Below are 21,123 nucleotides of genomic sequence, written 5' to 3' on the forward strand. Positions count from 1 at the left end.
CGTGACAGCAACGATCTCCACGACTTCGGTCACCCCCACCCGGCGGCGGCGACGGTCGGCTCGACTGTCGCCGCTGCTGGTGGCGTTCGTCCTCGTGCCGTTCGCGGTCGAGAGCGTCTGGGTCTTCTGGCCGGCGATCCAGGGCTTCTGGTTCTCCCTCACCCGCTGGGACGGGATGACACCGCCGACCTTCGTCGGCACCGACAACTACGTCGAGCTGGCCGGCGACGCCACCTTCCGGGGTGCGCTGGTCAACACGGTGATCTGGCTGGTGCTCTTCGGCGGCCTCTCCGTGCTGGGTGGCTTCGGCATGGCGCTCGTCCTGCAGAAGGAGCGGCGCTTCGTCGGCTTCTACCGGGCCGCGCTGTTCACCCCTGTGGTGTTCTCGCTGGTGGTGACCGCGCTGGTCTGGCGGGTCTTCTACCAGCCCGACGGCATCGCCGACACGCTGCTGCGGGCGGTCGGCCTGGAGCAGCTGATCCGGCCCTGGCTCGCCGACCCGCAGACCGCCCTGTACGCGGTGATCCTGCCCGCGCTGTGGCGGCAGATCGGGTACGTGATGGTGCTGTTCCTGGCCGGGTTGAAGGCGATCGACCCGGCGCTGCACGAGGCGGCCCGGATGGACGGCGCCAACGCCTGGCAGCGGCTACGACACGTCACGATTCCCCAGCTCAAGGGGGTCAACGCCGTGGTGCTGTCGGTCATCGTGATCGACTCGCTGCGCTCGTTCGACATCGTCTGGTCGCTGACCAAGGGCGGGCCGTACCACTCGTCGGAGCTGCTCAGCACCTACATGTACTCGACCGCGTTCCAGAGCCTGCGGCTGGGCTACGCCTCGGCGATCGCTGTAGTGATCTTCGTGCTCGCGCTGGCCGTCATCCTCGGCTACCTGGTCCGCGCGTTCCGGGAGGAAGCGTCATGAACAAGCTCCGTACCGGGGCCTTCCACACCGGCATGGTCCTGCTCTCGCTCCTCTGGCTGGGCCCGGTGCTCTGGGTGGTGGTGATGTCCACCCGGTCGTTCGACGACATCGCCGCGCACGGCGTGGGCAGCCTGCCCCAGTCGTTCACACTGGACACCTACCGGCAGGCGTGGACCGACGGCGGCGAGCTGCGGGCGCTGATCAACAGCATGCTGGTCACCGTCCCGTCGGTGGCGCTGAGCCTGGGGTTGGCCGCGATGGCCGCGTTCGCGCTGAGTCGCTTCCGGATCCCCGGGCGGCGCACGATCCTGCTGCTGATGCTCGCCGGCAACCTGCTCCCACCGCAGATCCTGCTCATCCCGGTGGCCAAGTTCAGCGAGCTGACCGGCCTGTACGACACGCTCTGGGCGTTGATCGCGGTGCAGGTCGGCTTCGGGCTCGGCTTCTACACGTTCGTCCTGCACGGCTTCATGCGGGACCTGCCGGGCGAGATCCAGGAGGCGGCCACCATCGACGGTGCCGGCACGGCGCAGATCTTCACCCGGGTGATGCTGCCGCTGACCCGACCCGCGCTGGCCGCTCTCGGGGCGCTCTCCTTCACCTGGATCTTCAACGACCTGCTCTGGGCGATCACCGTGCTGCGTACCGATGACAACATGCCGGTCACCCCGGCGCTGCTCGCCCTTCAGGGCCAGTTCGTCTCGTCCTGGAACGTCATCGCCGCCGGTACGGTCATCGCGGCCGTGCCCACCGTCGCGGTGTTCCTCCGCTTCCAGCGGCACTTCGTCTCCGGCCTGGCGCTCGGAGCGGTCAAGTGACCGCCGAGACCGGGCAGCGCTGGACGCTGCGGGGCACGCACACCGAGTACACCGTGGCGGTGCCCGCGCACGGTCGCTGGCTGGAACTTGTCGCGTGGGGGCCGCACGGCGTCTCCGACGGGCCCTCGCCGGTCGCCTACGACGGTCCGGTCCCGTTCCTCACCGCCGGCGACGCGGCCCCCATCGAGTACGCCACCGACGCCGACCGCCCGTTCACCGGCGCGGACCTGGTGATCGAGACTTCGAACGGGCAGCGCCGGGTGGGCTTCGTGCACACCGACGCGCGTATCGACGCCGACCAGCGGCAGTTGGCCGTCGACTTCGCCGACCCGGTCACCGGGCTGCGCGCCACAGTGCACTACCGGGTGCCCGCCGGCACCGACGTGGTGCAGCGGTGGGTCGAGCTGGCCAACGACGGCACCGACGCGCTGCGGGTCGTCCGGGCCGGATCGGGCGGGTTCTGCGTACCGACGCCGCACGGCGCGCTGCTCAGCCACCAGTGGGGCCAGTGGGAGCAGGAGTTCCAGCTGTCCCACGTCGAGCTGGGCCACGGCGCGTTCGGCATCGGCAGTTCCCAGGGCGTACCCGGGCATCTGCACGTGCCCTGGCTGGCCGTGCGCGACACCGCCGAGCCGGCCGGCCCGGCCTGGGGGATCGCGCTGGCGTGGACCGGCTCGTGGGAGATCAGCGCAGAGCGGGACACCGGCGGCCTGACCCGGGTCCGGGTCGGCCGTCAGCTGGTCGACGGCCCGCTGGAACTGGCCGCGGGCGAGCGGTTGGCCCTGCCGGCGGCCACCGGCGCGTACAGCCCGGACGGCCTGGACGGGCTGGCCCGGGTCTGGCACACCCACCAGCGGTTGCTGGCCGCCGACCGGCTCAGCCCTCGCCCGGTGCTCTACAACTCCTGGGAGGCGACCTACTTCGCCGTCGAGGCGCAGAGTCAGCTCGCGCTCGCCCGGATCGCCGCCGAGCTGGGCGTGGAGACGTTCGTCGTGGACGACGGCTGGTTCGTGGGCCGCGACGACGACACCGCCGGGCTGGGCGACTGGACGCCAGACCCGGCGAAGTTCCCGGCCGGGTTCGACACCTTCATCGCCGACGTCCGCGCCCTCGGGCTGAACTTCGGGCTCTGGGTCGAGCCGGAATGCGTCAACCCGAAGTCGTCCCTGTACGCCGAGCACCCGGACTGGGTCTACTCCGTCGACGGCCGACCACTCACCCCGGTCCGCAACCAGTACCTGCTCGACCTGGGCCGGCCGGAGGTCGCCGAGTTCGTCCACTCCACCGTCGACGGCCTGCTGCGCCGGTACGACATCGACTACCTGAAGTGGGACTTCAACCGGCCGCGTACCGAACCGGGTCGGTCCGGCGGGGTGGGCCCGCTCGACCTGGACGGCGCGCACGTCGCCAACCTGCACCGGATCTACGAGCGGTTGCGCCGGGACCATCCCGGTGTGCTGATCGAGGCGTGCGCCGGCGGGGGCGCGCGGACCGACCTGGCGATGGCCGCCCGGGCCGACGTCTTCTGGCCCAGCGACAACACCGGCCCGCTGGACCGGCTGGCCATCCAGTACGGCTTCCTGCACGCCAACGCCCCACACCTGCTCAGCTCCTGGGTCACCGACGCGCCCGGCTTGTTCGACCCCCGCCCCCGGTCGCTGGCGTTCCGATTCGTCCTGGCGATGGCCGGTGTGCTCGGCATCGGTGCGGACATCCGGGCGTGGACCGCCGCCGAGCGGGCCGAGGCGGCCGGCTGGATCGCCCGCTACAAGGAGATCCGGGACGTCGTCACGCACGGCGAGGTGCACCTGATCGGTGGCCCCGACCAGGCCCGCTGTGCGGTGCAGTACACCGCGCCGGACGAGAACCAGGTGGTCGTCCTGGCCTGGCACACCGGCCGGCTCGACGGCGCCGGGCTGCTTCCGTCCCGTCCGGTCCGGTTGCCCCTGCGCGGCCTCGACCCGACTGGCCGTTACTCGCACGGCGATCGGCACTACTCCGGCAGCCACCTCGTCACCGTCGGCCTGCCCGTGCAGTGGAGCGCGACCCACGACGCCGACCTCATCGTGCTGACCCGCGGCTGAGATCGGAGCACCACCACCCCCACCCCCGAGGGACAGGAGTACCTCCATGCGCCTGAACCGACCGCTGACCGCTGCCCTGGCCGTGCTCGGCCTGGGCCTGGCCGGCCCGATGCCGGCGATGGCCGGCCCACCCCACGCCGACCCACCACAGGCCGGCCACGGGCCGGGCCGCCCCGGTCATGCCCCGGCGGCCACCGGTGCCGAGGACCAGGGAGCGCCGACCTTCTTCAACAGCGGGCTCGCCCCGACGCCCTACCAGGGCTGGAACACCTACTTCGGCCTCGGTGGCGACCCCACCGAGGCCGAAGTACGGTCGGTCACCGACTACATGGTCCACAGTGGCCTTCGGGACGCCGGCTACACCTACGTCTGGATCGACGGCAACTGGGCCGCACCCACCCCGCGCAACGAGGCCGGTCAGCTCGTCGCCGACCCGGCCCGCTTCCCCGGCGGAATGGCCGCGCTGGCCGCGTACATCCACAGCAAGGGGATGAAGGCCGGCATCTACACCGACGCCGGCCCGTACCTGCCGGGGCAGTGTGGGCTCGGCAGCAACGGCCACTACCGGGCGGACATCGCCCAGTTCGCCGGCTGGGGCTTCGACGCGCTGAAGGCCGACTGGCTGTGCGGCCGGGCCGCCGGCCTCGACCCGGAGACCACCTTCCGGGAGTTGGCCGAGGCGGTACGCCAGTCGCCCCGACCGATGCTGCTCAACATCTGCAACCCGGTCAGCTCGGACTGGGGCGGCGGCCCGTACACCCCGGAGCAGCTCTCCACCTGGAGCTACACGTACGCGCCCACCGTCGCCGACTCCTGGCGGACCTACACGGATGTAGGGCTCACCGACCCGTCCCCGCAGTGGGCGTACCCGTGGGTGCTGCGCAACATGGACGTCAACGCGTACCACCCGGCGGCCACCGGGCCGGGGCACTACAACGACCCGGACTACCTGCTGCCGATGCGCCCGCTGCCCGACGGCGGGTACGAGTTGAGCCTGGACGAGTCCAAGACGCAGCTCGGCATGTGGGCCATCATGGCCGCGCCGCTGGTGATCGGCTCCGACCCGCGTGGCCTGCCGAAGGAGATGATCTCGGCGCTGACCAACCCGGAGATCATCGCGGTGGACCAGGACCCGCTGGTCCGGCAGGGCGTCAAGGTCGCCGACACCGGCACCGACGCGCAGGTCTGGAGCAAGGTGCTCACCGGCTCCGGAAAGCGGGCGGTCGCACTGCTCAACCGGCACGACACCGCCCAGCAGATCACAGTGAACTTCGCCGACGTCGCCCTCGGCGGGTCGGTCAAGGTTCGTGACCTGTGGTCCCGCTCCACAGTGGACGCTCAACCGGGCAGCCCGGGCGTACAGCCGTTCACCGGCTCGTACACCGTCGAGGTGCCGGCGCACGGGGTGGCCATGCTCGGTCTGACCGGCACCGACCAGGTCGCCGGCGCTGACCTCGGTGGCACCGCCAGCGCCAGCCCGGCGCTGGTCCGGGTGGACGACACCCACGCCACCGCCTTCGTCCGCGATGCTTCCGGTGGGCTGGCGGTCAACACCCGCACCGGTACGACGTGGGGCACGCACTGGACCTCGCTCGGCGGCCCGGTCGGCGGCCGGATCCTCGGCCAGCCGGCGGCGTACGGCTCCGCCGACGGGCGGCTCGACGTGTTCGTCCGCGGCACCGACAACGCGGCCTGGCAGCGCAGTTACGTCGCCGGCAACTGGGGACCGTGGCGCAGCCTCGGTGGCACGCTGACCGACGCGCCCACGGTGGCCTGGACCAACCCGACGCAGTGGACCCTCGTCGCCCGCGGTGCCGACGGCAAGCTCTGGTCGCGTACGCCGAACGCCGGCTGGACCGGCGTCGGGGCTCCCGAGAACCGGCCGTTCTACGGTCGGCCGAGCGCGGTCGTCGACGATGCCGGCGTGCTGCACGTGGCGGTCCGCAGCCGCACCGACGAGGTGTGGTGGAGCAGCCGGACCGGCACCACCTGGTCGGCCTGGACGAACCTGGGCGGCACCACCAGCGGCAGCCCGACCCTGCTCGCCACCTCCGGCCGGGTCTACCTGTTCGCGCTGGCCGCCGACAACCGGCTCTGGCAGCGCAACCTGGCCGACGGTGCCTGGGGTGGCTGGTTCCGGCGCGGTGAGTTCGCGACCGACGCGTTCCGGGGTGCGCCCGGGGCCGCCGCCGGTGCCAACGGCAGCGCCTGGCTGGCGGTACGCGGCGTTGACGACCGGGTGCACCAGGTCACCCTCTGATCCACGGTGGCGGGCCGTCGACCTGACGGCCCGCCACCCCCGCACTACCGACTGAGGCCGGCTCGGCCGCTCAGGCCGGGACGAGTTCCCGGCATCGGCGAAGGGCGGCCTGGGCCAGCGGTGCGTCCCGGCCCGCGATCCCGGCCTCCAACTCGGCCACCGGTCCCGCGGCCCGACCCGGATCACCGGCTGCGGCTGCCGCCTCGGCCAGCACCAACACGGCCTCGGCGGCCCACGCCAGGATGCCCTTCCCGCGTACCAGCGCCAGCGCCTCCGCCGCGTGCCGGACGGCCTCGTCCGGACGCCAGGTCAGGGTGAGCCGGGCCAGCGCCGAGAGCGCCTGCACCAGCGGCCAGACCGCACCGACCCGCCGGGCGTCGGCCACCACCTCCCACAGCGCCCGCTCGGCCGATTCGACCTGGTCGTGCCTGTCGCTTGCGGTGCCGGCGGTACGGGCCAGCACGGTCGCCAGTTCGACCCGCGCGTCCAGCAGGGTGACCGGCATCCGTTCGCTGCTGACGACCAACTGGCTGAGCCGCTCGGCGAGCCCGTCCAGACGGCCGGCGGCCCGGTCCAGCGACAGTTCGGTCGCCTCCACCAGGGACGTCAGCCGCTCGTACCCGGTCTCGTCGACCAGCGCCCGCCCAGCCGCCAGCAACGCTTCGGCCTGCTCCGGGTGACCGGCGTGCAGCGCGCCCTGCGCCCAGTTCAGGCAGGCTCGTGCGTGCTCGCGGGGCCGGTCGGCCAGTTCGGCGGACGCGCGCAGCTCGGAGATGATCGCCCAGGCCGCGGGGTCACCCAGCTCCAGCAGCAGCGAGGCTCGGGCGATGCGGACCGCGAGGTGCGCCGCCGGATCCCCGCTGGCCGCGGCGGCGGTCTCCGCCTCCGCGCAGCGGGCCAGGTGGTCGTCGACGTGCCGGCCGACGACGGTGTCGGGGGCCGCCAGCACCGCGAGCGCCGGGGCCTTGCGGCGCGGTGCACGCAGGTACGGCACGGCACGCTCGATCTCGGTGTACCCGCGCAGCGCCTCGCCCTGCTGGCGCAGCATCCGCCCGAGCACCAGACCCAGCTCACCGCGGGCGCCCGGCGGCAACCGTCGGTCGGCGAGCAGCCGTTCCAGCACCGGGATCGCCTCGGCCTGGCTGAGTCCGTCGATGGCCGACCGGCCCAACTTGGCGGCGAGCCGAACCCGTACCGGCCGGGGCAGCTCGGCGATGTCCATCGTCTGGAGCAGGAAGCCGGCGGCGGTCGCGTCGTCGCCGCGCTCGGTGGCCAGGTCGGCGGCCGCCTCGGCGTTGCGGACGAAGTCGGCCCCGCTGCCGGCCCGACGGTAGTGGTGCGCCAGTTGGGCCACCGGCCTCGGCAGTTCCTGTTCCAAGACCCGTGCCACCCGCAGGTGCAGCCACTCCCGGTTCTCCCGGGGCACCAGGTCGTACACCACCTGGCGGGCCAGGTCGTGCCGGAACCGCAGGCCGTCCCCGGCGTCGTGCAGCAGGCCCGCCCGGTGTGCGGCGGTCAACGCCGCGCCGATCGTCACCCGGTCGAGGCTGAGCACAGAGGCGAGGATGCGCTGATCAGGTGTCATCCCCAGTACGGCCGCCGCGCCGAGCACCTCCCGGGTGGCCTCGTCGAGCGGGCGCAGCCGCCAGAGCAGCACATCACGCAGGACGAACGGGACACTGTCGTCGGCCAACGGGTCGCCGCCCCGCTCGGCGAGCGTCCGCAGCACCTCCTCGACCACGAACGGGATGCCGGCGGTGCGGTCGAGCAGAGTGGCGGTCAGTTGCTGCGGAGGATCATCGAGGCGCAGGGTGCGGGCCGCCAGCCGTCGTACGTCGTCGGCGTCCAGCGGGCTGAGCGCAACGCGTGTGACGCTCCACGGGGGAGTCCGCGCCAGGGCGTCGTGGATCGGCGTACTGCTCCCCGGCGTCGCCGTACGCGCGGTCAGCACCACGGCCAGCCCCTCCACCGGGTGGGTGCTCAGGTAGGCGAGGAGTTCGCAGGTCGCCGGGTCAGCCCAGTGCAGATCCTCCAGCAGCAGCGTGGCCGGGCTCAGCGCGGCGAGCACCGCCGCGACGGCGCGGAGCAGGCGATGTCGCTCGGCCGCCGGGTCGGCCAACGGGGGCGGCGCGTCCGGCAGTACGTCGGCCAGTTCGGGCAGCAGTGGCGCGAGGGCACCGGCCACCGGGTTGAGCGGACCGAGTTGGTCGGCGCCGCCCCGGATCGCGTCCAGCAGCACGCCGAGCGGGAAGGGCTCGGGCACGTCGTCGCACTCGCCGATGAGGTGCCGCCCGGGGAGTTCGGCGAGCAGTTCGGCGACGAGTCGGCTCTTGCCGATCCCGGGCTCACCCTCCAGCAGGATGAGGCAGGGCGGAGTTGCGACGAGCCGGCGTAACTGGGCCAGCTCCGCCGCCCGGCCGACGAACTCGACGGGCCCGCGCAGACGTTCGGGGCGGACGGGAGTTGGGCTCCCGCCGCCCCGTGTCTTGTCCTCGCCGCCGTCGATCACCGTGGGCCGAGCAGATCACCTCTGCCCGGCGCGACGGCGGGCCGGCGGACCGGCGGTGACCTGGGTCACACGCCGATCCGCCGGGTGGGGGGTGCAGTTAGGACTGGATGGTGACCGGCACGGTCTTCAGCGAGCCGTCACCGTTGCGGAACTCCAGCACCCCGAGGTAGCGCTGGCCCGGGGCGAGACCGAACCAGCGCAGGGTCAGGTTCGCCGTCGCGCCCGGCCGCACGCTGCGCTGCTTCGGGTCGATGGTGAACCGGCCGGTGGAGGTACCCGGCGCGCCCGGCAGGTAGCTGGTCACGGTGTACGCGTTCGCGCCGTCCTTGATGTTCTCGGTGAACTCCTGCTCGACGACCACGATGTAGTCCCCGGCACCGTCCGGCAGGGTCACCTTGGCGCCGTCCCGGCCGCTGGCCGTTGCGGTGACGAACTTTCCGGACTTGTCGTAGACGTTGAGGCTGAACTCGGTGCACTCCATCACCCCCTCCTCGTCGTCCCAGTCGATGTGGGAGCAGGTGGGCCGCTCCGACGTCACCTGGACGAGTGGGCTGCGAGTCCCGGCCGGCACGTGCAGGGTGGTCCGGCTGATCGACGCGGGCAGCGGCACCGGCAGGTTGTTCGACGTGCTCCAGTCCCAGCTCGGCCCGTCGCCTGTGAGGGTGACCACGTTGCTGGTGCCCGAGGTGAGGCCGGAGAGCTGGGAGATCAGCTGACCCTGGTAGCCGACCTCGGCGGCGATCCGGACGCTGCCGAAGGTGCCCTTGCCGGTGATGGCGTCGGGGGCGACCAACCCGGAGTTGCGCACGACCAGCGGACTGCGTACCGCGTGCTTGAACTGGTCGCGCCAGGTCAGCGAGCCGTCGGCCCAGGTGTCGAACGCACCACCGGTGTTGGTGACCTCAACGGTGAAGCGGGCGCTCCTGCCCGGACGGATCTGCAGCTTCTTCGGGGTGACGGTGACCTTGTAGCCCGGCGGGGCCTGCACCGATGAGGAGTAGGTGCTGGTCTTGTCGCTGACGTTGGTGACCGTACGGGTGACCCTCTGCTTGCCCACCATCCGGCCCAGCGAGATGGACGGGTAGTTGAGCTGGGCCGTGTCGATCGCGCCGATCGTGTCGCAGCCGTCCAGGTCACCGAGCCCGTAGTCGCCGCCACGGTCGGCGGAAACCCCGCACAGGTACTGGATCCAGTCCTGCTGGTTGGAGTCGTAGACCAGGCCCGGGTCGAAGGCGCTGCCCGGCTCGACCTGGCCGGCGCCGTAGTTCAGCGGAGTTGCGTCGTACGTGCCGATCTTGATCGGGTTGCCCTTGTCGGTCTTGTCCACCGCGCTGGTCATCAGCGCCGAGCGGACCGCCGCCGGCGACCAGCCGGGGTGCTTGGCCAGCAGCAGGGCGGCGATGCCGGCGATGTGCGGCGCCGCCATCGAGGTGCCCGACTCCAGTGCGAAGTCGTTGCCGCCGATGGACGGGGAGAACGCGGCGACGATGTCCTGACCGGGCGCGCTGATGTCCGGCTTGAGCAGCTCACCGGCGTTCAGGTTCGACGGGCCCGCCGAGGAGAACGCGGCGACCGCTGGCGCCTCGACCGTCTCCAGCTTGCTCGGCGAGATGGTGGCCGTGGCGTTGCCCTTGGCGACGTACGCGGTGACCGTGGCCAGGTCGACCTCGTTGATGTGCACGGTCGGCACGGCCTGCACGTCGGCGTTCAGGGAGTTCAGCTCGTCGTTGTACAGCACCATGCCGACGCCGCCGGCCCGTGCCACCTCGATGCTCTTGTCGGTACGCGGGATCTCGCCGCGCAGGCAGAGCACGATCGCGCCCTTGACCTTGGCCGGATCCAACGTGTCGTCGGCGCAGAGGCCGGCACCGTAGGCGCCGTCCGGGTCGATCGCGCTGTCCTTCGCGAAGACCAGCCGGGCGGGCCCGACACCGGTCTCGCCCATGCCCACACCGGCGATGGTGGTGCCGTTGCCGAGGGTGAGCTTCCGGGTGTTCTGCCGGTCGGTCGTGCTCGCGGCCACAGTGGTCAACCAGGGCGTCGAGTTGTCGACGGTGTTGGCGAACGGGCCGGAGTTGCCGGCGGCGGCGGCGACGAACACCCCGGCGGCGGCCGCGTTGAAGAACGTCGCGTCGACCGCCCCGAACCGCTCGGTGTCGTCACCGATCGAGTAGTTGATCACATCGACGCCGTCCGCGACCGCGTCGTCGATGGCGTGGACGATGTCGATGTCGGTGCCGGTCGCGCCGCCCGCCCCGTTGTCGTACAGAGCCTTGTAGATCGCCAACCGCGCGGCCGGCGCCATGCCGGAGATCATGCCCAGGTCCTGGGTGCCCGACGTGGCCCGCACGCCGTGGATGCCGGCCGCGGTGCTGGCGGTGTGGGTGCCGTGGCCGTTGCGGTCGCGCGGCGAGGAGTAGTCGTCCGGGAACGCGTCGGCGATGCCGCTGTCGTTGTACCAGCGCGCCCCGATCACCTTGTTGTTGCAGGTGACCGGCGCTTCGACGCCGACGTCGCAGGTGCCCTTCCACTTGGCGTCGATGACGGCCTGGTCGGGGCGCGGGCTGGGCAGCGGCGCGAAGCTCGCGCTCTCCGGCCAGTAACCGCTGTCGATGACCCCGATGATGACGCCCTCACCGGCGTGGGAGTCTCCACCGAACTCCTTCTTCCACACCCCGCCCTTGCCGGTCAGGCCCAGGTAGTCGGGGGTGTGTGAGGTGGCGGCATGCACCTTCTGGCTCTCGTACACCGCTCGGACACCGTTGGTGGCGCGCAGCCGGGCGGCCTGCGGCCCGGTCAGGTCGGCGGCGAAGCCGTTGAACGCGGTCTCCATGGTGACGCGGGTGCGGTCGGCTGGCACACCGACGTGGTCCAGCACCGACTTGCGCTGCTTGCGCAGGTGATCCCGGTACGCGTTGGCGTTCCCGGACGTGCGGTTCAGCTTGGCCCCGTCGGCCGGCTTGGTCGCCGCGATCCCGGGAACCCCGCCGGTGTAGGTGGCCAGCGGTTCCTCGGCGAGCTGGACGAGGTAGCGGGCGGTTGGCCCACTGCCGGCCGGCGCGGCGGTGGCGCTGGCGGGCAGGCTGGTCAGGCCGGCCGCGGTCAGCGCCACGGCGGCCAGCATGCTGACCCCGTACCTGGCCCGTCCGGTCCGATGTGTGTTCGGTTGTGGCACGTCGTTGCCTCCACGTTCGGTGCCGGCCGCCACGACTGATGACGGTGGCCGAAACCTAGGATCGGTACCGATCATCGAGAAGCACCCGTAACCTGGCTGTCATCTTGGAAACAAGCTCGTAACACAACGGGTACTTTGCGCGTCATTTGAGAGCGCCGACCTGGGGGATCCGTGCCATTTGGTCGATTGCCCGTGCCGCCGGTCGAGTCGGCCTTCGTGGTCTTCGACGCCCAGGACTCCGGCTGCCTGTCCTACGGGGTCGAGGAGGCGGGCCGCCGTTGGCTCGTCAAGACGGCCACCACGGTCGAGGGCCGAACATCCCTCGACCGGGCTGTCGCGGTGCACGCCGCCGTCCGCCACCCGGCCATCGTCCGTCCCATCCGGACGATCCCTGGCGCGGCGGGTCCGACGCTCGTCTACCCCTGGTACGACGGCAGCGTCCTGAACCACGCCACCGTGCACGGCACGGACCGCAGCGGGCTGACCCGATTCCAACACCTGCCGGTCCCACAGGTCGAGGTGGCGCTCGACGCGATCCTCGACGCCCACCTCGCCGTCAGCGCCGCCGGCCTGGTCGCGGTCGACCTCTACGACGGCTGCTTCCTGTACGACTTCGCCGCCAGCCGAATGCGGCTGATTGACCTCGACGAGTACCGGCCCGGCCCGTTCGTGCTTGCGGCGGATCGGCTGCCAGGTTCACGTCGCTACATGGCGCCGGAGGAGCTTGCCCGCGGCTCGGTCATCGACGAACGGACCACCGTGCACGCCCTCGGCCGTACCCTGCACCACCTGCTCGATGCGCCGAAGGGCTGGCGCGGTCCTCAGGATTGTCGGCGGAAGTCACCAGAGGCCTGGCGGGGCACCAACGAGCAGCGCCGGGTCGTGGAACGAGCAACGAGGCAGGCGCCGGCCGCCCGGTACCCCGACGTGCCAGCACTGGTCCGCGCCTGGCGGCTGGCGACACCCTGAAGCGGGCAGTGGTGCGCCCCCGGCAGACGTGGGCCGCCCGGGACCACGCGCGAGGATGTGGTTGTCCGGCTTGAGGAGCTGGTTGGCGTCGGCTGGCTGCTCTTACGTTCGTGGGTGGTAGTGGTTGCGGCGGGGGAGTTGTTCGGGGTCGAGCCAGGCGGGTGGCACGAATTCGGGGTGGGCGTCGCGGCCGAGTTGGACGGTCCAGTCGCTGTGGTGCAGGTGTCGGTGGTGGTGGCCGCAGAGCAGTACGGCGTTGGCCAGGCTGGTTGGGCCTCCGTCGGCCCAGTGGTGGATGTGGTGGGCGTGGCACCAGCGGGGTGGGCGGTCGCAGCCGGGGAACGCGCAGCCGCGGTCGCGGAGCACGAGGGCGCGGCGCAGCGGCCCGGAGATGAGGCGGCGTTGTCGCCCGACGTCAAGAGCCTGGCCGGTGCCGCCGAGGACGGCGGGCAGCAGGGTCGCGTCGCAGGCGAGTCGGCGCACGGTCTCGGGTGTGAGGCTGAGGCCGGTGTCGAGGGTGCCACTGCTCAGCTGCCGGGTCAGCCCTTCATAGCTGGTGGTGACGACGATCTGGGCGGAATCGCCGCCGCTGCCGGGCAGGTCGCCGGTTCGGAGAGCGAGTCGGCACACCTCGGCGAGGGCGTCGTGGCGGCGTTGCCCGGCAGAGCGTTGATCGTCGGGGCCGCAGGGTGCGGTCAGTGGGTCGATGACGGCGCGGAGGAGGCCGGCGGTTTCGGTGTCGAGGGTGCCGGTGAGCCGCAGTCGACCGTCGGTCTGCTCGGACAACGTGAGGTGCCGGTCGCGGGCGGCGCGGCGTGCTTCGGCGTCGAGGGCGGCTTGGGTGGCGGCGTCGGCGATGTCGGGGGCGACGTGGTCGAGGATGCGGGTGCCGAGTTTGCGCAGGTGGCTGGGGTCGAACTGGCTGGCCCAACCGACGAGTAAACCGACCGCTTTGTCGGCGGTCTCGGCGTCGGTCGACGTGTTCACGGTGTCGACCGTGTCGGCGATGACCCGGGCCTGGTCCAGGCTGATGGCGCCATCAGCCAGCGCTTGTCGGATGCCGGGGTTGCCGTTGTCCAAGGCGGTGGCGAGGTCGACGAGGCGGCGGGCGGCGGGAACGGTCAGCCGTAGTCGTTCGCGGAGCCAGACTGCGGTGGAGGAGGCCCCTTGGGTGCGGGCGGTGCCGTCACCGTACGGACCTTCCGCTGCGACTTCGGGCGGCCCTTCGGCAAACGTTTCCTCGAGGCAGCGTGCATGAGGGGCGCGAGACGGCGTGCATGAGGGGCGCGAGACGGCGTGCCGGATGCCGCCAGACGCCGTACCTGGGGGCGATGGGGCGTACGAGACCGCAGGGCCCGCGACATGGCATGCGAGACAACGCCGCAGGTGCGTCGTGAGGCCCGGCGGCGGGCACAGCGAAGGTGCGCTGAGGAAGGGCTGTCTTGCCGCGCGACCTAAGTGGCGGCAGGGGTGCTGGTCCGGCCGTGGCCAGAGGGGTCTCAGCCGCGCCGGACGAGGCCCGGGCCGGCGATGATGTCGATGTCGCCGTCCGCGATCTCGTGGCCGGCGGCGCAGCGGAGCACCGCGCGGATCGGCTCGCCGCAGTCGTGGTGGGTGGCGACGACGGACGGGCCGGTGTCGGTGGCGGCCCAGGTGTCGCCCCAGTTGCGTAGTGCGGTGATGACGGGCAGGAGTTCGCGGCCTTTGCGGGTGAGTTGGTACTCGTGGCGGGTGCGCTGCCCGGGCTCCCGGTAGGGGATTCGTTCGAGCAGTTCGGCGGTGACCATCTCCTTGAGGCGGGCCGCCATGGCGGGCTCGCCGACGCCGACCCGGCGGACGAAGTCGTCGAAGCGGCGCGTGCCGAGCAGGGCCTCGCGCAGGATCAGGACCGTTGACCTGCTGCCCACGATGTCCATCGCCCGGGCCACCGAGCAGTTCTCGCTCGTCCAGGAATCGCGATCGCCTCGTAGGTCCTCCATGCCTCCCAGCGTACCTGACTTGCATGGAGGCTAGCCAGGTGCTTCACTGGGTCGAGCTGACTTCCGCATACGCAAGTCAGACCATCAGCCTGAAGGATCTTCAGTGACTACTAGCGCCACGGCCCCGACCGGAGCAACCCCACCCGGAAAGACCCCACCAGCTCTGGCCGTCCCCGCCCGCTCATCCTTGCGCGGCTCCCGCTCGGTGACCCTGATCGCCATGTGCCTGGGCGCGATGATCACGTTCCTGCAGATCACCGCGACGGTCTCCGCGTTGACCACGATCCAGCAGGACCTGCGGGTCGACCCCACCACTCTGGTCTGGATCCCCAGCGCCTACACCCTGATGGTGGCGAGCGTCGTGCTGTCCGCGGCCACCCTGGGCAGTCGCTACGGGCGTAAGCGCATGTTCGGTGCCGGGGTCGTCGCGATGATCATCGGCGCAGCCGTCGTGGCTGGCGCTCCGACCGTCGCGTGGGTGATCGTCGGGCAGTTGGTCGCCGGCCTCGGCGGGGCCCTGATCCTGCCGAACAGTCTGGCGATCCTCGGCGCGACCTTCACCGATCCGCACCGCCGGACCGAGGTCATCACCGCGTGGTCGGCGGCGTCCGGCATCGGCCTCGCGATCGGCCCACTCATCGCCGGCTTCCTGCTGCGGCACCACCAGTGGCACAGCGTCTACCTGTCGACGATCGCGCTGGGGCTGGTCACCCTCGTCGTCGCCGTCGTCGGGGTGGCCGAGTCTCGGCCGAGCGCCGCCCGACTCGACGTGCCCGGCCTGCTGCTGGGCACCGTCGCCATCGCGGCCGCCGTCTACGCGCTGATCCAGGGCGGCAAGACCGGCTACACCAGCCCGGTGGTGTCGACGGCCTGGGTCGTCGCGGTTGTCGCACTTGTCATGTTCGTCCTGGTTGAGCTGCGGGCCAGCGCGCCAATGCTCGACGTGCGGCTGTTCCGGTCCGCGTCGTTCAGCGCTGTCATGGTCGTCGGCGCGGTGTCGCTGTTCGGTTTCACCGGCGTGGCGATCCTGCTGGTCCTCTTCCACGAACGTGCCCAGGCGCTCAGCCCGCTGGACACCGGCTGGCGGATGCTGGTGCTCTTCGGCGCGTACGTGCTGGTCGCCTTCAATGCCGGGCGCGCGATTCGTCGTACCGGATTCAAGGCGCCGTTGACCCTCGGCCTGGTCCTCGGTGCGGTGGCCAGCTTCGCGCTGGCGAACCAGGGGCCGACCACGTCGTTCGGTGACCGCTGGGCGCTGTTCGCGTTGTTCGGTGCGGCCGCCGGTCTGGTGGTGGCCCCGGCGACGGCGGCGGCGTTGGCGAGCGTCGCGCCCGCCCAGGCCGGTATGGCCTCCGGCGCGGTCAACGCCGCCCGCCAGGTCGGCTCGGTGCTCGGCTCGTCAGTGCTCGGCACGCTCCTCACCACCACGATGGTGGCCGACCTGCCGGACCGGCTCGCCGCGCACCAGATCGGCGAACCGACCCGTACCGCCGTGCAGGCTGCGGTGGCCTCCGGCGCCAACGGCGCCCAACCGCTGCCCGACCCGGTCCGGGCGGCGATCGCGGAGGCACTGACCTCCGGTGTCCAGGCCGGGTTGCGGGTCAACGGCGTCGTTTTCCTCGTCACCGCAGTGCTGGCGCTCACCCTGATCCGCAACCGCCCGCACCAGCACTGAGGCCAGCGCGCCGACTGCGCCGATCGCCACGAAGATCAGCCGATGGCGGTCAACCCGTGGTCACGGCCGCGGTGACCTCGACCTCCAGCACCGCTCCGTCGAGAAAGAGCCGGCTCACCTCGACGGTGGTGCTGGCGGGCCTGGTCTGCCCGAAGTAGCGGTTACGGACGTCCGCATAGCCGGCCAGGTCACCGAGGTCGGTCATGAACGTCCGGACGTGCAGCACGTCGGCGAAGGTGGCGCCGTGCGCCGCGAGCAGCGCGCCGATCAACTCGAAGATCCGTTCGGACTGCGTCCGCACGTCGCCGGGTGCGACCACCGCTCCGGCGTCGTCCACTCCGACCTGACCGGAGAGCATCAGCAGCGCGCCCCCTGGCAGGTCGAGGCGGGCGACGTGCGCGAACCGGTCGCCGAACGGCGCGGCGACGGTCGTCGGGTTGTCCAGGGTCAGGTTCACTACTTCTCCTCGGATCCGGCGGCGTCAGTGAGACGGGCGATGTCGTGCTGCGGATGGCGCGCGGTCGCCAACGCCGACGCGGCGGCGCGCAGCAGGGGTGCCGGCGCGTCGCCGAGCACGTCGAGAGCGAGTCGGGCGTCCTTGGCGGCCAGGGCGGCGGCGAACGCGGCGTCCGTGGCGGTCGCCCGGGTGACCGCGCCGCCGAGCGGCCCGGTGCCAAGTGCATCGATCGCGGTACGTCGGTCGACGCCGACTGCGTCCGCGACGGTGAGCGCGTCCGCGACCGCGGTGACAGCCGTGATCAGCGCGGTGTTGAGCACCAGCTTCAACGCGGCGCCCCGGCCGGAGCCGCCGCAGCGACGGACGGTGCCCAACGTCGCCAGCAACGAGGCGATCCGCTCGACGACCGCCTCTTCCCCGCCTGCCAACACCACGAGCTGGCCCGTCTCCGCGGCCCCGGCACTGCCGGCGACCGGAGCGTCAACCAGCGGTACTCCGGCCGGCAACAGGGTGGCCAGTTCGGCCACGGCCCGGGGGCCGATGGTGGACATGTCGATCACGGGGGTGCCCGGTCGCAGCGCCAGTGCCGCACCGGAGTCGACCAACGTGTGCCGGACGGCGACCGCATCGGTGAGCATGGTGATCACCACGTCGGCGTCCCGGACCGCCTCGGCTGGGCTGCCGGCGGCTCGCGCCCCGGCGTCGGCGAGCGGCGCCGTGCGGGCGGACGTGCGGTTCCAGACGGTGAGCCGATGCCCGGTGGCCAGCAGCCGACGGCCGATCGCGGTGCCCATCGTGCCTGTGCCCAACAGGGCGATCTCGAACATGTCGCCAACGCTAGGGCGCGGGGAGTCATGCCACCAGCGACTGTTATGCATCGCTGCCATGCTGCGGGAACATGGCACGATGCAGCTGAGCACGCTCCAGGTCTTCCGTGCCGTCGCCGAGCACGGCTCCATCACGGCTGCGGCCCGCAGCCTGCGCTACACCCAGTCGGCGGTGTCCCGACAGATCGCCGCGCTGGAAGCCGAGACCGGGGCGCCGTTGCTGGACCGGTTGCCGCGCGGTGTCGCCCTGACCGAGCAGGGCCGTTGTCTGCTCGGCCACGCCGAGGCGGTGCTCGACCGGCTGGACACCGCCCGGCGGGACCTGGCGGCGCTGCGCGACCTGTCCGCCGGCCGGTTGCGGGTCGGCGCGTTCCCCACGGCGGTCGCCGCGCTTGTGCCACGTGCTCTGGCCAATTTCAAGTCCGAGCATCCCGAGGTGGCCCTGTCGCTGGTCGAAGGGCTCACACCCGGGCTGCTGGAGCGTCTGGTCGACGGCGACGCCGACGTCGCCGTGGTGAGCGCCGCGTCGGACCAGCCGCTCGACGGCGACCAGTTCGACCTGCACCACCTCGTCGACGAGACGCTTCTGGTGGCTGTTCCCCGGACGCATCGGCTCGCCCGCCGGCGGACCATCCGCCTGCGCGACCTGGCCGACGAGTCGTTCATCGCCGGCTCGGCGACCGCTGAGGAGACCCTGCTGCGGGCGACCCTACCGGCGGGTTTTCGGCCGCGGATCGACATCGTCGCGGCCGAGTGGACCGGCAAGCTGGGCTGTGTCGCGGCCGGTCTGGGCGTCGCGCTGGTGCCGGCCCTGGCCGTACGTGCCGCTCCATCCGACCTGACCCTGCTCCGCCTGCACCCCGACGACGCCTCCGTCCGGCGGATCTTCGCCGCGACCGTCGCTGGGCGGAGCCGACCACCGGCGGTGCGGCGGTTCCTCACCCATCTGGACCGGGTGGCGGTCCTGAGCGAAGCGTGCGGGTGACGCGGACCACCGTGCGCGGTCCGCGTTCCGGCGTCAGCCGCCGATGGTGTCCAGCTCCTCGATGGCGTCGGTCGGCAGTTTCAGCTCGGCCGCCGCCATGTTCTCCCGCAGGTGCGCCACGCTGGAGGTGCCGGGGATCAGCACGGTGGTGGGGGAGCGCTGGAGCAGCCAGGCGAGGGCGACCTGCTGCGGTGAGGCACCCAGTCGGGCGGCCACGCCGTCGAGCGTGTCGGACTGCAACGGCGTGAACCCGCCGAGCGGGAAGAACGCCGCGAACGCGATGTTCTCCTCCGCGCACCGGTCGACCAGGGCGTCGTCCTGCCGGTTGGCGAGGTTGTAGAGGTTCTGCACGGTGACCACCGGCGCGATCGCCTGGGCCTCGGTGAGCTGGCCGAGCGTGACGTTGCTGAGCCCGAGGTGCCGGATCAGGCCCTCCTGCCGCAGCTCCGCCAGGGCGGCGAACTGCGCACCGAGCGGCTCGCCGCTGGTGCCCTCCGCGACGCCTACCCGCAGGTTGACCACGTCGAGCACGTCCAGGCCGAGGTGTTCCAGGTTCTCCCAGACCTGGGCCTTGAGGTCGTCCGGCTCCTGAGCCGGGATCCAGGAGCGGTCGGCGCCGCGTCGCGCGCCGACCTTGGTGACCAGGTGCAAACCCTGGGGGTACGGGTGGAGCGCCTCGCGGATCAGCTCGTTGACCACCACGGGGCCGTAGAAGTCGCTGGTGTCGATGTGCCGGACGCCCAGGTCGACGGCCTCGCGGAGCACGGCGAGCGCCTGCTCGCGGTCGCGCGGCGGGCCGAAGACACCCGGACCGGCCAACTGCATCGCCCCGTAGCCCATCCGGCTCAGGGTGAGGCCGTCAGCGGGGGTGAGGGCACCGCCGGGAAGGTTCTCGCTCATCTCATCCTCTGCTCGTTGTCGTCGTGACATCTGTGGCCGTGAGGAACCGGCCCGTCGACGACTGTCCGCCGGCAGTCACCCGGGCGGCAGGGCGAGCTGTTCCTGGTAGTGACACAGCCAGTCACCGGGCCGCCCGGCGATCTACCGTCGATGGCATGGACGCAACGAACCCGCTCGGCGATTTCCTGCGCGCCCGCCGGGAGCAGACCCGGCCCGAGGACGTCGGGCTCGGCCCGGGCGTTGGCCTGCGCCGGGTGCCGGGGCTGCGGCGCGAGGAGGTGGCGATGCTGGCCGGTATCAGCGCCGACTACTACCTCCGATTGGAGCAGGGGCGCGAGCGGCACCCCTCGGTGCAGGTCCTCGATGCCCTCGCCGGGGTGCTGCGGCTGGATCCGGAGGCGACCGCGTACATGATCGGGTTGAGCCGCGCGCGGTCGCGCCGGGCGTCCCGACCGGCCGCCGAGCGGGTCCCGGCCAGCATCCTGCACCTGCTGCGGCAGCTCTCCATGCCGGCCTTCGTCCAGAATCGCTACCTCGACATCCTGGCGTCGAACCCGATGGCGAGGGCGCTGTCGCCGAATCTCGCCCCGGGCGCCAACCGACTCCTCGCGGTGTTCCTGGACGAGGCCGAGCGGGAGCTGTTCCGCGACTGGCGGCAGGCGATGCAGAGCGTCGTGGGGCAGATGCGTGCCGACTCGGGCGGCGCCACCGACGACCCACGGTTGACGGCTCTGGTGGGCGAGTTGTCAATCAAGAGCGATTGCTTTCGGCAACTCTGGGCGCGCCACGAGGTGCGTCGACGGGAGGGCATTGTCAGCCGGCTGCACCACCCTGAGGTGGGCGACCTCGACCTGTACTGCGACAAGCTCGCGGTGGCGGGTGCCGACGGGCAGCTGCTGGTGATCTACCACGCCGAGCCCGGTACGGAGTCCGCCCGCTCGTTGGCGCTGCTCGGCTCGATCGCCGCCAGCAGTGCCGACGACGTGCCGGACAGCCTCCGACCCGGCGACCCGGCCCGCCTCTATCCGCTGGAGTGACCCGGTCAGGGCCGCTACGGGGTCGCCCGGGTGGGGATGTGCTCGTAGCGTTTGCGCATGGTCTCGCTGGCGGCCGGGCCGGCGGCGAACACGAAATCGGCGTCGTCGAGCGGGCGACCGGTGCTGCGGTCCACGATCACCGGGTCGGCCTCCAATCCGGTGGTCCGGTCGACGAGGATCATGCTGCGCTCGCTCGGTTCGAGGCGTGAATTACCCCAGGCGGCGAGGGCGACGATGACGGGCCGCAGGCTGCGGCCGAGGTCGGTGAGGACGTACTCGTAGCGGTCGGGCCTGGTCTGGTAACGACGACGTTCGAGCAACCCCTGACCGGTGAGGGTCTTGAGCCGGCTGGTCAGGATGCTGGACGAGACGCCCAGGTTGGCCTGGAACTGGTCGAACCGGGTATAGCCGTCGAAGGCGTCGTGCAGGATCAACAGCGTCCACCACTCGCCCACGTGGCCCAGCGCGCTGGACAGCGGGCATTCGCGGTCCTCCAAGCGGATCTTCCCGGCCACAACTGTGCCCT

16 protein-coding genes are annotated in these 21,123 nt (G+C 71.8%); 8 read left to right on the forward strand and 8 right to left on the reverse strand.

All coding sequences use genetic code 11. The annotated features are described in order from the left end of the window. The first annotated feature begins 1 nt into the window (after position 1). The 4 genes from DLJ58_RS23290 to DLJ58_RS23305 are packed head-to-tail and all read left to right on the forward strand — an operon-like array spanning position 2 to position 6,084. Positions 2 to 922 (forward strand): carbohydrate ABC transporter permease, encoded by a 921-nt coding sequence (locus DLJ58_RS23290; protein ID WP_124859248.1) that lies wholly within the window; start codon positions 2 to 4, stop codon positions 920 to 922. Continuing rightward, a complete protein-coding gene (locus DLJ58_RS23295; RefSeq protein ID WP_124859250.1) occupies positions 919 to 1,740 on the forward strand; it encodes a carbohydrate ABC transporter permease in 822 nt (273 codons plus the stop codon). Before DLJ58_RS23290 ends, DLJ58_RS23295 begins: the two co-directional genes overlap by 4 nt. After that, on the forward strand, positions 1,737 to 3,824 hold the full coding sequence (locus tag DLJ58_RS23300; RefSeq protein ID WP_124859252.1) for an alpha-galactosidase: 2,088 nt from the start codon (positions 1,737 to 1,739) through the stop codon (positions 3,822 to 3,824). Before DLJ58_RS23295 ends, DLJ58_RS23300 begins: the two co-directional genes overlap by 4 nt. A gap of 46 nt (positions 3,825 to 3,870) precedes the next feature. Continuing rightward, complete coding sequence (locus tag DLJ58_RS23305; RefSeq protein WP_124859254.1) at positions 3,871 to 6,084, forward strand: DUF8189 domain-containing protein; 2,214 nt, start codon at positions 3,871 to 3,873, stop codon at positions 6,082 to 6,084. Positions 6,085 to 6,154: 70 nt separating this feature from the next. On the opposite strand, the gene DLJ58_RS23310 is transcribed toward DLJ58_RS23305, so the two are convergent. Then, positions 6,155 to 8,593: an ATP-binding protein gene (locus DLJ58_RS23310; protein ID WP_124859256.1), complete on the reverse strand. Its 2,439-nt coding sequence runs from the start codon at positions 8,591 to 8,593 to the stop codon at positions 6,155 to 6,157. A gap of 97 nt (positions 8,594 to 8,690) precedes the next feature. Beyond that, positions 8,691 to 11,717, reverse strand: coding sequence for a S8 family serine peptidase (locus DLJ58_RS23315; RefSeq protein ID WP_158629621.1), 3,027 nt, complete (start codon positions 11,715 to 11,717; stop codon positions 8,691 to 8,693). A gap of 243 nt (positions 11,718 to 11,960) precedes the next feature. On the opposite strand from DLJ58_RS23315, the gene DLJ58_RS23320 reads away from it, so the two are divergent. Further along, positions 11,961 to 12,737, forward strand: a complete 777-nt coding sequence (locus tag DLJ58_RS23320) for a protein kinase family protein (protein ID WP_244219097.1) — start codon at positions 11,961 to 11,963, stop codon at positions 12,735 to 12,737. 102 nt (positions 12,738 to 12,839) lie between these two features. Here DLJ58_RS23320 and DLJ58_RS23325 read toward each other — a convergent pair whose 3' ends face one another. Both DLJ58_RS23325 and DLJ58_RS23330 read right to left on the reverse strand, forming a co-directional pair. After that, positions 12,840 to 14,342, reverse strand: a complete 1,503-nt coding sequence (locus DLJ58_RS23325; RefSeq protein ID WP_341869921.1) for an HNH endonuclease signature motif containing protein — start codon at positions 14,340 to 14,342, stop codon at positions 12,840 to 12,842. Next, the gene (locus tag DLJ58_RS23330; protein WP_124859262.1) at positions 14,237 to 14,716 is read right to left on the reverse strand and encodes a winged helix-turn-helix transcriptional regulator; all 480 of its coding nucleotides are present in this window, start codon (positions 14,714 to 14,716) and stop codon (positions 14,237 to 14,239) included. Before DLJ58_RS23330 ends, DLJ58_RS23325 begins: the two co-directional genes overlap by 106 nt. A 103-nt stretch (positions 14,717 to 14,819) precedes the next feature. Here DLJ58_RS23330 and DLJ58_RS23335 point away from each other — a divergent pair, with 103 nt between their 5' ends. Further along, the gene (locus DLJ58_RS23335) at positions 14,820 to 16,391 is read left to right on the forward strand and encodes an MFS transporter (protein WP_244219091.1); all 1,572 of its coding nucleotides are present in this window, start codon (positions 14,820 to 14,822) and stop codon (positions 16,389 to 16,391) included. A 49-nt stretch (positions 16,392 to 16,440) separates the two neighbouring features. On the opposite strand, the gene DLJ58_RS23340 is transcribed toward DLJ58_RS23335, so the two are convergent. Together DLJ58_RS23340 and DLJ58_RS23345 are read right to left on the reverse strand one after the other, a co-directional pair. Continuing rightward, positions 16,441 to 16,848 carry a RidA family protein gene (locus tag DLJ58_RS23340; protein ID WP_208741284.1) on the reverse strand — a complete coding sequence of 136 codons (408 nt, stop codon included), beginning with the start codon at positions 16,846 to 16,848 and terminating at the stop codon, positions 16,441 to 16,443. Next, complete coding sequence (locus tag DLJ58_RS23345) at positions 16,848 to 17,807, reverse strand: NAD(P)-dependent oxidoreductase (protein ID WP_341869922.1); 960 nt, start codon at positions 17,805 to 17,807, stop codon at positions 16,848 to 16,850. The genes DLJ58_RS23340 and DLJ58_RS23345 overlap by 1 nt, the downstream gene beginning before the upstream one ends. On the opposite strand from DLJ58_RS23345, the gene DLJ58_RS23350 reads away from it, so the two are divergent. Next, on the forward strand, positions 17,755 to 18,660 hold the full coding sequence (locus DLJ58_RS23350) for a LysR family transcriptional regulator (protein ID WP_124859266.1): 906 nt from the start codon (positions 17,755 to 17,757) through the stop codon (positions 18,658 to 18,660). The two genes, DLJ58_RS23345 and DLJ58_RS23350, sit on opposite strands and share 53 nt — an antisense overlap. Positions 18,661 to 18,693: 33 nt before the next feature. Here the strand turns inward: DLJ58_RS23350 and DLJ58_RS23355 are convergent, their stop codons facing one another. After that, on the reverse strand, positions 18,694 to 19,560 hold the full coding sequence (locus DLJ58_RS23355; protein ID WP_124859268.1) for an oxidoreductase: 867 nt from the start codon (positions 19,558 to 19,560) through the stop codon (positions 18,694 to 18,696). A 155-nt stretch (positions 19,561 to 19,715) separates the two neighbouring features. Here DLJ58_RS23355 and DLJ58_RS23360 point away from each other — a divergent pair, with 155 nt between their 5' ends. Continuing rightward, on the forward strand, positions 19,716 to 20,597 hold the full coding sequence (locus DLJ58_RS23360) for a helix-turn-helix domain-containing protein (protein ID WP_124859270.1): 882 nt from the start codon (positions 19,716 to 19,718) through the stop codon (positions 20,595 to 20,597). A 14-nt stretch (positions 20,598 to 20,611) separates the two neighbouring features. Here the strand turns inward: DLJ58_RS23360 and DLJ58_RS23365 are convergent, their stop codons facing one another. Next, positions 20,612 to 21,094, reverse strand: a complete 483-nt coding sequence (locus tag DLJ58_RS23365; protein WP_208741286.1) for a winged helix-turn-helix transcriptional regulator — start codon at positions 21,092 to 21,094, stop codon at positions 20,612 to 20,614. Between the last annotated feature and the right edge of the window lie 29 nt (positions 21,095 to 21,123).

Origin of the sequence: Micromonospora arida (genome assembly GCF_003857035.1) — a bacterium.
Lineage (GTDB): Bacteria > Actinomycetota > Actinomycetes > Mycobacteriales > Micromonosporaceae > Micromonospora > Micromonospora arida.